Below are 15,497 nucleotides of genomic sequence, written 5' to 3' on the forward strand. Positions count from 1 at the left end.
AAAAGTATTTTTTTTATACAATTCATGCCATTTTAAAAATCAAAATACCAGTTAAACAAATCTGTTTTTAAACCAACGGTAAACCAAGTGGTATTGTTATTATTGAAATTAGTTGTTTCTAATAAAGGGTCAAAATTTCTAAAAGTAAAACCCGCAAATAGTTTTAGATTGGTAGTTGGATTTATGGTATAGCCCACTTGAAAGTCTCCAATAAAAATATCTGTTTTATTTCCTTGGCCAATTTCTACACCAGTATTACCAGTTCTATTATCATTAGATGCATAAATATCACCACCATAACTAGTCGATAGATTTTCTATGTCAAATCCTTTTTGTCCTAAAATTAATTTTGCATTAGCAAACCAGCGATCTTTTCTGTATTGAGCAATACCAATGGCCTCCCAAAAGTTACTACCCCACAAATGTCCTAAAGGTTGATTAAAGTGTCCATAATTTAATGTACCGTTATCAAAATGACTGAAAGTATATGGGCGTGCTAAATTAAATTCACCTTGTAAGAAAAGATTATCTACTTTAAAAGCATTGTAATATTTAGCACCTAGCTGTACTGCAAACTTATTACCCCAATAACCATCACCATCAAAGAAACGCCCAACAGTTAACTCATCTAAAATAAATTGCCCATATAACGATATATTATCGGTTAATTTATATTTAGAATTTAGACCAATCAATGCATTGCCACTTTCAGAACCTCTGGTAAATTCTACTGCTCTATAAAAAATAATTGGGTTAAAAAAGTTAATATCGAAACCATTGCCACCTTCGTTATTAGTAATAACTGCTTCAAATAATCCTAGATTTAAGCGTTTATTTACATTCCAACTTAAATGGTGAATGGCAATATATTTGCGAAGTCGTGCATTATTTACACTAACCTCAGGACGAACATCATCAGTCCACATCCATAAATTTGTATATTTTATTTTCCAAAATTTGGTATTAACTTTTAAAAAAGTGTAAGGGGCAGCGACATCAGATACCATAAAAGAACGATACCCATCACCTATAAAATTCTTGCCATTACCAAACTGAAAATTAAATATTTTGTTAGGGGTATACGATAAGTATGCTTCTGCTATTGGGTAATCAAAACCTCTAGTTTTAAATCTTTTACCCTTTCCCCTACCTGGTACAGTTCCAGAAGAACCCAATGGTCTATTTTCGTTTGCAAAACGATTGACATAACCTGCAAAACGTCCTTGACTTTCGTAAAAAGAAGTATTAAAGCTTAGTTTCTTGCCAATACTACCTTGTATTTGAATTCCTCTAGTGTTGTTATATGTGTAATCAATATTATCAGAATTATCTTTACCTATTTGTAAATCAAAAATTGGGTTTACAGTAAACCAAAAATCTTTTTCTTGAACAGAAAATAAATGTTCATTCCAAACCTTCTTACCAGCCCATGAACTTTTATTCTTAAATAAAGGTTCTTTTAGATTATCTAAATTAAGATATTCACTTGCATCAGTATAAATATAGGGTTTAGATGCTGTATGAGAATTATTGTTTTTATGATAATAATAATCTAATTCGTTATAAGTACTATGAACTAATGGAATATTGAGACTACTTCTATGTTCAGGAAATAAACTCTTTTCAACGGCTTGAGAAATATCTTGCTTAGGCTCTTCTTTTATTTCTGGAGTTACTGTGGCAACAACTTTAGTTTCTTTTGGAATGGCTTTAGGTATAGAATTTGAACCTAGAGGAATATTTATTGGCATACCAAATCGCATGTCAATCGCTCTGCCATTGTAAGTAGCAGGTTTTATTTTTGGAAGATTTGAAAAAACACGTCTTATCTCGTTTTCTAATTCTTTATAAACAGAACGTACATAAATTACATCAAAACCACCCTCTTTAGTCACTAAAAATACAACATTAAGAGTGCCTCTATAATTATCAGAAATTACTTTTTTGGGAACTTTTAACTCAGACAATACTCGTTCTGTTAATTTTTGATTGAAACAATTTTCTAATTCAACACTAGATGTGTTTTCACAACCACTGTAAACAGGGTAAATATCTTGTTGAGCAAAAAAAGTAGTTGAAACAAATAGAAAAAGGATAAATACCGAAAGTTTTTTCATTGAGATGAGCTACAAATTATTTGGCAAAAATAGAACTATATTTTAGTTACTTTATTATTTTTTAATTGATATTTTTCTTGACTCTCTGGGCAGGTAGCTAACCCGTTTTCATCGAATTCTAATCGATGTCCATATTCGCTAATCCAACCGATTTGTTTTGAAGGATTACCAACAACTAAAGCATATGAAAGAACTTCTTTAGTGACTACACTTCCAGCACCGATAAGAGCAAACTCACCGATATCATTTCCGCAAATAATAGTAGCATTAGCGCCTATACTTGCACCTTTTTTTACAACAGTCTTTTTATATTCGTCTTTACGAATTACGGCACTTCTAGGATTGATAACGTTGGTAAACACCATTGATGGTCCTAAAAAAACATCATCTTCACAAATCACGCCTGTATAAATAGACACATTATTCTGAACCTTTACATTATTACCTAAAACAACATCTGGAGACACCACTACATTTTGACCAATATTACATTTATTACCAATAGTACAATTAGGCATTATATGGCTAAAATGCCAAATTTTAGTACCTTGTCCGATAACACAACCATTATCTATCACAGCTGTTTCGTGTGCAAAATAATCAGTATTCATAGCTTAATATTTTGAGCTTCCGTTTAAAAGCCCAAGATAATCATTTTTGTAGCATTTTATTAATCTTGCCCAAAATGATTAGCTAAAAAAACCTGCCAGTCTGCAGGTTTTTTTTATTAGTGTATCTCAAAACTAATGGGTAATGTATATTTGACAGGTACAGGTCTTTTACGTTGCTTGCCAGGCGTCATTTTCGGAAGTTTATTCATTACTCTTTTTGCCTCTTTTTCTAAACCTTTATAAGACGAATTTGTTATAATATTACTTACGTTACCTTCCTTATCTATTATAAATTGCACAAAAATTTTCTGTTTACCACTTAAACCTAAATCTTCGGCGATACCTGTATTGAATTTTTTATTGACAAATTTTGAAATTTGCATTGTAAAGCAAGCTTTAGAGGCTTTTTCATCTAAATTTTCACAACCAGGGAAAATGGGTGCTTGTTCTATAAGTACAAATGGCTGAGGTTCGTCTTCAGGTTCTTCTGTAGTATTAGGTAAACCCTCTATGGCTTTATTTAATTCATTTTTGGTTGGGTTTTCTGGTTCCAAAGCTTTAGGAGTAACTTTAGTCTCATTTTTAACCTTCTTAAATACCTCTGTAGACGGTTTTTGAACTTTTGGTTTTATAACCTGTATTGGTGTTTTTCGCTTAATTTTAATTTCATTTGGAACATTAGGTATTATAAATACGTCTGGATCTGTATATACATTATCTAACATTGATAAAGTTTTCTTTTCAAATCGTAATTCTAAGACCCCATAGGTGAATAATAATGCAAGGATTAAACCTAATTGCATAAAGAGAATTGAACTTTTTTGTAACTTGTCATTTCGGTGATGTTTTTTTTTGTTCATAATATTAAAGTTAAGATGTTAAAATTATGTTAACAACCACAAGAAACATACCAAAAAAAATCCCAGCCAACTGGCTGGGATTTTGAAATTATATATAAAATATATCTATTCTACTAATAAAGTTACAGGTAGAGTATATTTAACACCTACTGGTCTACCTCTTTGTTTACCAGGTATCATTTTTGGTAATAAGTTAACCACTCTAATTGCTTCTTTTTCTAAACGTTTATGTGGTCCACGTGCTCTTACATCTGTAATTGTACCCGTTTTACTAATCTTAAACTGAACATATACTCTTTTCTTACCAGGGTCTAATCCTAGATCACCCGCTAAGCCAGTATTGTACTTTTTGTTTACGTGTTTTTTTATCTTGTCTTGTAAACACTGTTTCTTTTGTGCTTTAGTTCCTTTACAACCAGGAAATACTGGAGCATCCTCAATAATCGCAAATGGCACATCTTCAGCAACTTCTTCTTCTTCTACAGCTTCTTCAATCTCTTCGATTTCAATTACTTCATCCTCATCAGTTTCAGTTGATTCTAAAACAGTTTCTTCAACTTCTTTTTCATCCTCTACAACTTCAATTTTTTCAGGAGCAGGAGGAGGAGGAGGAGGAGGCTTAATCTGTTCAATACGTTCTGTAATTGGAATTTCTTCTTCAATTTCTTCTTCGCCAGCAATACCAGCTAGATCAGAAAGACTTCTATCAAACGTCTTGTATTCGATGCCTAAATAGATAATTAATAAAGCTAAAACTAAGCCAAGTTGTAAGAATAACTTACTATAGTTTTCTAGATTTGCTTTTGGATTTTTTTTAACTTCCATTTGTAAAAGAGATTTATTTGTTCGCTAATTTAATAAATAAAAAATTACAAGCAACTATTTTAACATAGAATTAAACCAATTATTGAGAGGTTTAAATAAAATTGTTGCGAGTAAAACTCCTAAAGAATTTGCCAAAGCATCATTTAAATCGGCTTGTCTATAGGTTGTCAATCCTTCTTGTAATACCTCAAGAATTATGCCGTAAATAATAAGTAAAATAGCTAAAAAAGCCTTTTGATTAAAAGACTTATACCGTTCTTGTGTGGCATAAAACCAACTTAAACTAAGTATAAAATATGAAATAATATGAGCATACTTATCTGAGTTTTTAACCTTTATTAGGCTAATGCCCAGACCAGAAATCGAAATTAAACTAGAAACAGCCACTAAAATTGTAAGCGCAATGGCAATAGCATATGCATTACGCTCCAACAAGTTCTTTATAAGCATCTGCATCTAACAATGAATCTATTTGCGAAGAGTCACTAATATTAATTTTAATCATCCAACCATCTCCATATGGATCTTGATTAATACTTTCTGGACTATCTTCTAGATTTTCGTTAAATTCTACAACTTCGCCTGTTAATGGCATAAAAAGATCAGAAACTGTTTTAACGGCTTCTACTGTACCAAAAACTTCATCTTTATCAACTGTTTCATCTATAGTGTCTACATCAACATAAACAATATCACCTAATTCTCCTTGAGCAAAATCAGTGATGCCAATTGTAGCAATGTCACCATCAATCTTAATCCATTCGTGATCTTTAGTGTACTTTAATTCGGAAGGAATATTCATTTTTAATTTTGTTTAGTATTGCGAATTTAATTGTTTTGAATTAATTTCCAATAGTATATCGCAAACTTATTCCAGCACTAATAGAATTTCTTGGGAATGTATTTGATATTAAGAAACGCGAAGAGTTTTGATCGTAAAAGAAGGATGCTAACAAATTGCTATTTAATGCCCAATCTGCATTAAACTTAATAGATAGTAATTTTTGACCACCAGTTACTTGATTATTTTCAATATCAATTGACCGAATTACAGTTGAATTATCTCTAATACCGATATCTGCTTTTAGGTTAATATCACCCTTAAAACGTGTAGTGGTTGGCCCTGTTTTTATTTTAAGCTTAACATCTTTAAAGCGATATCCTAAACCAAAAACATATTCTTTTCCTCTAACTTCGGTAATAGTGTTGTTATTTAAGTTGAGACTTAATGCTTTATCTCGTTTAATTTCTGCTCTAAGTGAGAAATTATTACGCATTTTCATATCAACTTTAATCAATGGCGAAAATTCTTCTATTAGATTAACACCGGTAAACAATTTTTCTGGCTGATAGTTGCCATTTAAATCCTCATTTGCTGTAATATCGACAGGACTATAAAGGAGGTTGTTGGTGAAACCTAAGATAGAATAAGTAGACCGATAACGATGTTCTACATTAAAACTTCTAAAATGCTTTTTAAACCATTTAAATTGCATTAAACCTTTGTAATTGAGCCTCCAATTAGGGATAGGAATGTTTCTAAAAGCTCCAGTCTTTACTTTAGTTGCACTTTGCCCAGAATATGCCGATAAAAACGCAGGTAAGAGAACTTGTGAACTATTTGGGCCATAACCTGTTGAAAAATTACCATTGGGGTTAATAGGATCACCACCTAAACGCTGAGAAATAATGATTCGATTTTCTTTAAATTTTTCAAAAGTTGCATTGCCATTACCATCAAAAGCGGTTGTTAACATAAAATAGCTAATACTGAAATTACCTGATTCGCTCAAAGGAGATTCATTAAAAGTACCCGGTATTGGTCCAATACTATCAATATCTATAACATCAATTAATTGAGAACGACTTCTAGTAAAAATTTTGTTTGCAGATAGTTCAATACTTAAATTTTTAAAGGGTTTCACATCAGCATTGATATCTAGTTTTTTGAAATGTGTATTACTAAAAGTACGACTATAATAAGCAGAAGAAGAATCTCTTCTTGAAATTAACCAATTATTAGTTAAAGCAATATCTTTTATATCACTTTGATTTCCAAAGACAAAACCAAATGTTGGTGCAAGTGCACCATTAAAATTGTCTCTACCTAAAAAACCTATTTCTGGCCTATATCCAGGTAAAATAGTACCATTATTCTCAGCATAAGCTATTTTAATATTTTTTACAGATGTAACAACATCTACTAAACCTTGTACTACTTTTCTACCTGTAGACATGTTCTTTTTATTACGCTGTTGTGTGGCTCTATTACTAGAAATAGATGGTGCATTGTTTGCTTGAACAGTCTTAGTTCCTTTAGAATTTTTTGTTCTTTTCTTCTTCTTTTTTGCCAAATCTAATATGCCTGTTTTTCTGTAGAATTTAGTCATATTTAAAGTTGCATTCAGTGAATGAGTATTGGCATTTTGGATGATATTACCTATATCACTAACATAACTTTTTGATGGAGCTTGCCAGTCGAAATCTGCAGTGTAACCATAAGTTGCATCAATAAAATCTAAAATAGGGATCTTATTAAAAGGTATTTTATAATTGACATCTAGTGTTTGATGATAATTATTAGGACGACCAGCATTAAAAAAATTACTAAATAATGTTGTGCTTAAAAATTCTTCTCTATTTTCTGTAAAATCATCGTAGATATAATTGTTAGCAGCTCTAAAAGTAAATTGTAAAGATTTGGTAAGATTGTAGGCAATATTATAATCCCAATCAAAGAAAAATCTGTGCTGTATTAATTCAGGTAGTTCAGGTAGTCCAGAAACTAGTGATCTTGATTTTTGAAAGTTATAACTCCTATTAATATTAGAATTAACCGATATTGAAGTTGGTAATAGATTAATGTTAAAGTCTTTTAGAAATTTCAAGTAACGTCCTTTATCTAAAAACTTCCAATTCTTTAAAGGTTCTAAAGAAAAAGGTTTAAAATTGTAATTATAAGTTGCACCAGCTCTAACATTTTGGTCTAAAAACTGTTCTACATTATAATCACGATGATATGTTTCGTTAAAAGAATACGAAACAGAGAGATTTTCTACATCATAAAATTTCTGTTTCTTTTCAGGGTTAGTCCTTTCTTTACGAACATTTATTAAATTAATACTCTTCCTCTTAGTATAATCTCTCGAGTTTTTACTATTATCGTTAGCTTCAGTAGCATCTTCAAATAATACATCTTGAAATTGAGGATCCCATTTTGGATCTCTAAACTCTTCAGAAAAACTATAATTAAAAGGTATTTTAATTCCTATTTTTTTAGGCAATAGTTGCCCTAAGTTCACATTAGTAACAATATCATATTGTTTTACATCTTCTTGGCTACGTTCATTTACACGTTGATCAACAGAACCAAAACCTTGAGAGTTGGCTCTACCAGCAATTGAGATATCTGCAAAATCAGCAAAGTTTGCATCAGCGTTTACGACTGCTGCCCAGCCACCTTCATTATCGAAATCAGTTACTCTTAATTCGTTAAACCAGAGCTCTGAAGTCTTATCCGTATTTGCGTCATTTCTAACACCGATCATTAAAGTACGAATGTTCGAAAGATTTGGCATTCCTTTAATTCGGATTTTTGCATTAGGATCGGATGCAACACTAGGATAGATTTCGTTACGAGCTAAACTATTAGATTCTCTCTCTAATTTTAGTTGTCCTAATTGTTTTAAGCTAGTGTCTAAATTATTTTTCCAAATACTATCGGCAGATGATTCACCAGATTGAGTAATATTTAAAGGTAATTCTATTTGATAAAAATTATCATTTGTATCGCTACCTAAACGTAAAACAGCAGTTAACTCACCATTATTGGTAACTGGTTGAGCAGGGATATTTGCAGCATGAATAAACATTTTAATGTTGTTAAACATACGCATATCAAAAGAGGTGTTCTTAAACACTGCACGAGTTTGTCCTGGTTCTAAATTGTTAATCTTTACTAATAACGATTGTTCATTTTGCTCTTGCACAGAAGTACTACCTTGTAAACGTTCTCTGCGTACACCTGGTGGTAAAACATAGGGGAATGGCGATTTATTTTCGTTCTCTTGAATATTAACAACACCTACTTCAAAGTCTCTATCTTCCTCAGGTGTTAAAGGTTGAGGAGGAGTAACAGTATTTGAATCATCTATTGTAAATAAGTAACGACGCCAATCACCTCGAACTAATTCTAATTCACCAAAACGTAAAACTACAGGTACTTTAAACTTAGTTAAAAACATCCGCATAAAGCGAATAGAATTAAAACCTGAAATATTATTAATTGGAGTTCCAGTAGTGATAGGAATTCTGAATTGATACCAAGTTACATCTTCTGTTTGACCATTTGCTAATGTTACTGTAACATTTTTCTCGTCGACAATATTGTTTTGACCTTTAACTAGGTCAGCAGGATTTAAAGATACTTTATACTGATAATAACTTTCAACATCACTCATGGTTTGATCTTGATTGATATCTTCTATATCAGGAAAAGAAGTTGCAGATGTAGGAAAAGATTCTGTCGAATTATTTATAGTGGGTGAATTTCCTTGGGTATTATTGAAGCGCTTGTAACGCTCTAAAATACTGGCATTAGCTGCATCAAGTTCACCACCTCTAAAGAAGGAATAATCATCATTAGCAGGATCATCACCAAAGTCTGACCCAAACTGTGTGAGCTCCTCTTGATTATTTCTACCATCTAATCCAACATCTTGATTCGGGCGCTCACCATCTTCTTCAGTAAAGGCATAAATTAATGATTGATTTTTTGGGATAATTGAATAGGCTAAATCCTCTGTATTGTTATTATTCTTAATACCATCTCCAGGTAGCCCATTTTCGAACATTCTACGATTGTCATCCAAAATGTCTTCTGAAATATTTCCTAAATTAAAATATAACTCACCACCAAAATCTGTAGGATTTACATTTTGAGCACCTTCACTTTGAGTTATGGAATAATTCTCATAAGGATTCATTAACCAGAACTGAATATATTCAATATTTGCTTGTTGAAAATCGGTAGTTGTTAAAGATCGCATAATTCCCGCCCATTTTTCCTCAGGCTTGCTATCATAAGGTATAATACTATTTTCTGTTGCTTCAGAATTAAAATTATAAGGCCCTCTTTCTTCAGGATAATAAGCAAGATCAAACGTATTTATAATATTAGTCTGTGTAATATCTAGCTGTAGTTGAGGAAATAACTCTTCAAAACCAACGCGACGAACTTCAGCTCTAGAAATTTCATTATCATCAATATTACTAGGTTTTAATGTAGAGCCATAAAAGAGTCGATCGATCGTATACCAAGCTAATTGTGAACGTTCGGCACCTATACTTAATTGATCTCTTTCTTCAGAAGTTTTCCCTATATTTCCAGGTACAGATTCATTAGTAAAATCAAGATCAGGATCAGTTTGATTTTTAGGCACACTTGCCAAAAACCACTGTCTTGGTGAGCTAATATCTAATGGTATTTGAGAACCTTCAAAATCATCAATATATGAAGCTGCTTCACCATTTAAGTTAATTCCTTTTGGAGAACCAGGAAAAAGGTAAGCCGCTTCTGCACGTATTGAAAAATTAGATTCAACATCAGTATCTATATTTGGTAATTTATTTACCCATTTGGTAAACTTAGGAACTTCAGTTTGATAGTTTAAATTAAAACCAACTATGGTATTATTGACAGGCTCAGCACCAAATTGTGGTTTTTGTGTAAAAGGACGTTCATTTAAATTTACAACGGTTCCACCAATGGCAAAATTGTCATTGAAAATATGCTGAATGTCTAGCCCAAGAAAACGACGACGTTGCTGGTTAAAACCATTGTTGTTTTCGACAGAAACGTTAATAGGAGCATTTGAGGCTATTAAATTGGGATTAATGATTTGCACATTACCAATTTGATAATCAACAACATAGTCTACACCTTCAATCAATTCTCTACCGCCTGAAGTTACCTTTACAGAACCACGAGGTACATTAAAAGCTCCCAATGGAATACCGTTTCTCGATTCAGATTTAAAATACCCTTTCAAAAAATATTTGTCCTTATTTTGAAACAGATTTTGGGCAATTGCTTTAGTGTTGGTATATAATTCATTAAATACAAATTTATCATCCGCTGGATATGTAAGTATCTTATCTAGCTCACCTGATTCAAGAGGATTAGAACTTGGAGGCGTATTTTCTCCACCAAAAGGCTCTACCGTAGGAAAAATCACATATCCATTTTGTGAATCAATAGTAATGCCTTCTACAAAATCAAAATAACCATCACCACCAGTAATTGTGGTATTTGTTCCGTCTAAAATGTCTAGACGTAAAAGGTTTAATAGTGGTTTTTCATTTATTGCGTCGGGAGTTCCAAAACCAGTTTGCGCATTTTGTAAGAAATTAATGGGTACACCTGTTTCATCATCTTGATACAGAACTTCAAGCCTAAATCCGTCTTGCTGTAATTGAAAAGCTCCTGGCAAAGCATATACATTTTTCATCATTAGGTCCCATATAGGTATAGCTGGATTTAAAATCTCACTTCGCAATAATTTTACTACTAAATTATCTGGTGCGGTAATACCATCACCACTTAATTCACCTACTCTAAACACAGATGGATTACTTGTATTATCAGGATTAGAATTATTAGTGTCTGTATACTCGAAAGCAACTGCTAAAATATCGCTGTCTGCAAGGCGTCTATTTAAAGTAATATAACCTAGTTGAGGATTTAAGGTGAAATCAACACCCAAAGTTAATTTTCGAGCATTTTCTAAAATAGAATAACCACTGCCTTGATCTAAGTTATAAGTAGATTTTAATAAACCATCAACTCCCGAAATATTGCGTATTGGGCTCGAATCAGTTAATTCATTAACCAAATTATTAGCGCCATTTCTTGGGCCTGGACCGCCATTAGTTGTAACCAAACCAGTAGGGCCCAAAATGTATTTATTTTCATCTGTTTCGCCAAGATCAGACAATGCTACTATATTTCTAACGTCTTCTGTTGTAGAGTTTCTATTAGTAATCCAAACTTCTACTCGAGTAACATATTTAGAACTATTAATAAGAGGCAAGCGTGATAGAGCATTGTTATAATCATCTCTAAATTGTTGCGCTAAAAAGAAGTGTCTATTGTCGTCATAATTACTGGCACGTAAATCAAATTCATTAATGGTGGCGCCACCTTGGGCTGCTACAGATCTTGTTTGTGAATTTTGTTGAGAAAAAACACCTGTAATAGTTGTTTTACCAAATTGCAATTGCGTTTTAACACCAAATAAATTTTGAGCTCCAGAAATTAAAGAACTCTGCACGGGCATACTTACATTACCAACTTCAATCTTTCTAATAATATCGTCTTCTGTTGGTGTATACTCTAATTTTATTTGATTTTGAAAGTTAAAAGTCGATTGTGTATCGAATGCTGCCGAAACACGTAAACGCTTACCAACTTTTGCATTTAAACTGGCTGTTATTTCTTGGTCAAAATCAAATGTTGTACTAGTTCTATTACGTTCAGAAAGTTGAGGGTTATCAACTTTTTGATAAAGAATACCCATTTTAACCAATACAGAACCTTGAGGGTTTACTTCGATTTCATTTCCGCCAAATATATTTTCAAAGAATTCAGATTTTACATAATACCTTGGTAATAAATTTTTTTGAGCTGCGTCCTTGTTTTTTTGTAAGCTAAAAGCACTAGATTTCTCTTTAAAATACTCCGCCATATCTTTTTGTAAGCGGTACTTTTTATATTGCTCTTGAGTCATATAAAAAGGATGCTCTATGTAATAATTTCCTACTTTTTCAAGAAAAATATATTGCTTTCTATCAGGATCATATATTACTTCTAAATTCTTAAGTTCGTTTAGAAATAAACTACCATTTTGTTTAGCGTTGAAAGGATATCTTAAAGTTGGCTTTACCGTATCTCTTTTAACTGAGTCTAATTTTGATACAATAACTTTAGTAGAATCAGTTTTCTCAGGAGTTTTTGGAGGTACTTGTGCATGTATTGTAGAAATAAAAAACAATACAATTACAAAAAGGGAGTAATATGTTCTAGATAAATTGAATTTCAATTAGTTACAAGTTTTTAAGTGCTTGCTTAATAATAGCTTCAAGACTTATACTTGGTGATTCTTGAATAATCTTTTGAACTATCCTATCTACTTGTTTTCTAGAGAACCCAAGAACCTCTAAAGCAGATAACGCTTCTTCCTTTATAGTATTGTTAGATTTAACATCATTTTCAGAGATTTCGTATGTTTTTAAGATTTTATCTTTTAGATCTACAATTACACGTTGCGCTGTTTTAGCACCAATACCTTTAACAGATTGAATTACAGCAACATCTTCTGATGCTATAGCTTGTTGAATTTGTTCTGAAGTCATCGATGACAACATGGTTCTTGCTATACTAGGGCCTACACCAGAAACGGACACCAGTAATTTAAAGATTTCACGCTCGGTTTTATCTGCAAAACCAAACAGGGTATGGGCATCTTCTCTAATCGATAAATGCGTGTAAAGCATTACTGCTTCACTATCGGGAATATTCGAATAAGTATTTAGTGATATATTAAGAAAGTAACCAACTCCATTACATTCAACAATAGCATAAGTAGGATTTTTTTCAACTAGCTTTCCTCTTAAATGAGTAATCATTAATCAGTAAAATTTAGCAACCAAAAATTGTTTAATTAAATTTTTAGTTAATTAGAAAAGTAGTTTTATGCCATATATGAGTTTTGAATAAGTTTATGCGTTACAAATAAAACAAATTTAAATTAAAGTTTAGCCTTTTCTTGAGCATCAATTACTGCAACTGCAGTCATATTTACCATTTCGTCAACACTAGCACCCAATTGCAAGATATGAGCAGGCTTTTTTAACCCCAGCATAATAGGTCCAATTGACTCAGCTTCATACAATTCTTTCATCATTTTATAGGTGATGTTTGCCGAATCTAAATTAGGAAATATCAACACATTAGCTTTTTTGCCGACTAGCTTTGAAAATGGAAATTCTTTCTTTAAAAGTTCAGAATTTAATGCAAAATCTGCTTGGACTTCTCCATCAACAACAACATTAGGGAAATTCTTATGAATATATTTAATTGCTTCTGCAATTTTTATAGAATTTTCAGTCTGTGAAGCGCCAAAATTAGAATAAGATAACATTGCTATGTTTGGTTTAATGTTAAATAATTTTGCAAGAGATGCTGTCAACTGAGATATTTTTGCTAGCTGCTCAGATGTTGGATTAATATTTATTGTTGTATCTGCTAAAAAAATTGGTCCTTTTTTTGTCAGCATTAAGTTAGAAGCTGCTATTCTAGTAACCCCTTTAACCATGCCAATTAATTCTAACATAGGCTTTACAACTGTAGCATAATTACGGGTATAACCAGTTATCAATGCATCAGCCTCTCCTTCATTCACCATCATAGCTGCAAAATAATTACGCTCTCGCATCCATTTTTGAGCATCTAATAACTTAATGCCTTTTCGTTGACGTGAAGCCCAGTATTTATCTGCAAAACGATTTCTTCTATCTTTTTCTTCTGATGTTTTAGGGTCGATAATTTCTACTTCACCACTAAAACTAATTTCTTCTTTTAGCTCTAAGATTGTCTCTCGATCACCTAATAAAATAGGAATGCCTATGCCTTCATCGTATACAATTTGTGCAGCTTTAAGCACATCTAAATGATCAGCTTCAGCAAAAACTACTTTTTTAGGATTAGCTTTTGCTCTATTATGTAATAAGCGAACCACTTTACTACCAGTGCCTAGACGCTCCATAAGCTCATCTTGGTACGCAGTCCAATCTTCTATTGGTTCAGTAGCTACTCCAGATTCCATTGCTGCTTTAGCTATAGCTGGAGGAATTTCGTAGATCAATCGTGGGTCAAATGGTTTAGGGATTATGTATTCTTTACCAAAAGCCAGACTTACTTCATCATATACAATATTTACTTGTTCTGGTACAGGGTGTTTCGCAAGATCAGCTAATGCATGTACTGCGGCTAACTTCATTTCTTCGTTAATTGCTGTTGCACGTACATCTAAAGCTCCTCTAAATATAAATGGAAAACCTAAAACATTATTTACCTGATTAGGATGATCAGATCTACCAGTTGCCATAATGATATCATCTCTTGTATTGATGGCCAAATCATAGGCAATTTCAGGATCAGGATTTGCCATAGCAAATACAATAGGGTTCTTTGCCATAGATATTATCATCTCTTGAGTTACAATATTTCCTTGCGACAAGCCGATAAAAACATCAGTACCTTTCATAGCTTCATCCAGGGTGTCTACATTTTTGTCGGTTGCAAATTCTGCTTTTGACGGAGGTAGATTTTCTCTATTGGTTCTAATTACCCCTTTGCTATCAAGCATCACAATATTCTTAGGGTCAGCACCAATACTAATATATAATCTAGAACATGAAATTGCAGCCGCACCAGCGCCACTAACAACAATTTGTACTTTAGAAATATCCTTTTTAGCAATTTCACAAGCATTTTTTAAAGCAGCAGCAGAAATAATTGCTGTGCCATGCTGATCATCATGCATTACAGGAATATCTAATTCTTCCTTTAAACGCCGTTCAATTTCAAAAGCCTCAGGAGCTTTTATGTCTTCAAGATTTATTCCACCAAAAGTAGGAGCAATGGCTTTAACAGTTTCAACAAACTTATCTACATCAGTCGCATCAACTTCAATATCAAAAACATCTATATCGGCAAAAATTTTAAAAAGCAACCCTTTACCTTCCATTACTGGTTTTGAAGCTTCAGGGCCAATATTCCCTAAACCTAATACAGCTGTTCCGTTAGAAATTACAGCTACTAAATTACCTTTAGATGTATATTTGTATACATCTTTTTTATTATCGGCAATGGCTAAGCAAGGTTCAGCAACTCCAGGAGAATATGCTAGGGATAAATCACGTTGGGTAGCATATTTTTTTGTTGGTAATACCTGAATTTTTCCTGGTTTTGGTTTAGCATGATATTCTAAAGCCTCACGTTTCTGCTTGCTATTGCTCATTGA

The 15,497-nt window shown here is 32.4% G+C and carries 9 protein-coding genes; all 9 read right to left on the reverse strand.

Features of this window, described 5'->3' with window-relative positions; all coding sequences use genetic code 11:
• Window positions 1-32: 32 nt before the first annotated feature.
• Complete coding sequence (locus AC3IF2_RS01025; protein WP_489165149.1) at window positions 33-2,117, reverse strand: gliding motility protein RemB; 2,085 nt, start codon at window positions 2,115-2,117, stop codon at window positions 33-35.
• 35 nt (window positions 2,118-2,152) lie between these two features.
• Window positions 2,153-2,728 carry an acyltransferase gene (locus tag AC3IF2_RS01030; RefSeq protein WP_489165150.1) on the reverse strand — a complete coding sequence of 192 codons (576 nt, stop codon included), beginning with the start codon at window positions 2,726-2,728 and terminating at the stop codon, window positions 2,153-2,155.
• A 116-nt stretch (window positions 2,729-2,844) separates the two neighbouring features.
• Window positions 2,845-3,588, reverse strand: a complete 744-nt coding sequence (locus AC3IF2_RS01035; RefSeq protein WP_489165151.1) for an energy transducer TonB — start codon at window positions 3,586-3,588, stop codon at window positions 2,845-2,847.
• Between the two features lie 105 nt (window positions 3,589-3,693).
• Window positions 3,694-4,413 carry an energy transducer TonB gene (locus AC3IF2_RS01040; RefSeq protein WP_489165152.1) on the reverse strand — a complete coding sequence of 240 codons (720 nt, stop codon included), beginning with the start codon at window positions 4,411-4,413 and terminating at the stop codon, window positions 3,694-3,696.
• Between the two features lie 54 nt (window positions 4,414-4,467).
• A complete protein-coding gene (locus AC3IF2_RS01045; RefSeq protein WP_489165153.1) occupies window positions 4,468-4,869 on the reverse strand; it encodes a VanZ family protein in 402 nt (133 codons plus the stop codon).
• The gene (gene gcvH, locus AC3IF2_RS01050) at window positions 4,835-5,215 is read right to left on the reverse strand and encodes a glycine cleavage system protein GcvH (RefSeq protein ID WP_489165154.1); all 381 of its coding nucleotides are present in this window, start codon (window positions 5,213-5,215) and stop codon (window positions 4,835-4,837) included. The genes AC3IF2_RS01045 and gcvH overlap by 35 nt, the downstream gene beginning before the upstream one ends.
• A 40-nt stretch (window positions 5,216-5,255) precedes the next feature.
• Window positions 5,256-12,512 carry a T9SS outer membrane translocon Sov/SprA gene (gene sov, locus AC3IF2_RS01055; RefSeq protein WP_489165155.1) on the reverse strand — a complete coding sequence of 2,419 codons (7,257 nt, stop codon included), beginning with the start codon at window positions 12,510-12,512 and terminating at the stop codon, window positions 5,256-5,258.
• Window positions 12,513-12,516: 4 nt separating this feature from the next.
• Window positions 12,517-13,098 carry a Holliday junction branch migration protein RuvA gene (gene ruvA / locus AC3IF2_RS01060; RefSeq protein ID WP_489165156.1) on the reverse strand — a complete coding sequence of 194 codons (582 nt, stop codon included), beginning with the start codon at window positions 13,096-13,098 and terminating at the stop codon, window positions 12,517-12,519.
• A 122-nt stretch (window positions 13,099-13,220) separates the two neighbouring features.
• The gene (locus AC3IF2_RS01065) at window positions 13,221-15,494 is read right to left on the reverse strand and encodes an NADP-dependent malic enzyme (protein WP_489165157.1); all 2,274 of its coding nucleotides are present in this window, start codon (window positions 15,492-15,494) and stop codon (window positions 13,221-13,223) included.
• Window positions 15,495-15,497: the final 3 nt, after the last annotated feature.

The sequence above is a fragment of the Maritimimonas rapanae genome (genome assembly GCF_057837205.1).

Excerpts from the sequence above, each read along its gene's own strand:
- AC3IF2_RS01025 (WP_489165149.1), bottom strand. The coding sequence starts at position 2,117 with ATGAAAAAACTTTCGGTATTTATCCTTTTTCTATTTGTTTCAACTACT.
- AC3IF2_RS01030 (WP_489165150.1), bottom strand. The coding sequence starts at position 2,728 with ATGAATACTGATTATTTTGCACACGAAACAGCTGTGATAGATAATGGT.
- AC3IF2_RS01035 (WP_489165151.1), bottom strand. The coding sequence starts at position 3,588 with ATGAACAAAAAAAAACATCACCGAAATGACAAGTTACAAAAAAGTTCA.
- AC3IF2_RS01040 (WP_489165152.1), bottom strand. The coding sequence starts at position 4,413 with ATGGAAGTTAAAAAAAATCCAAAAGCAAATCTAGAAAACTATAGTAAG.
- AC3IF2_RS01045 (WP_489165153.1), bottom strand. The coding sequence starts at position 4,869 with ATGCAGATGCTTATAAAGAACTTGTTGGAGCGTAATGCATATGCTATT.
- gcvH (WP_489165154.1), bottom strand. The coding sequence starts at position 5,215 with ATGAATATTCCTTCCGAATTAAAGTACACTAAAGATCACGAATGGATT.
- ruvA (WP_489165156.1), bottom strand. The coding sequence starts at position 13,098 with ATGATTACTCATTTAAGAGGAAAGCTAGTTGAAAAAAATCCTACTTAT.
- AC3IF2_RS01065 (WP_489165157.1), bottom strand. The coding sequence starts at position 15,494 with ATGAGCAATAGCAAGCAGAAACGTGAGGCTTTAGAATATCATGCTAAA.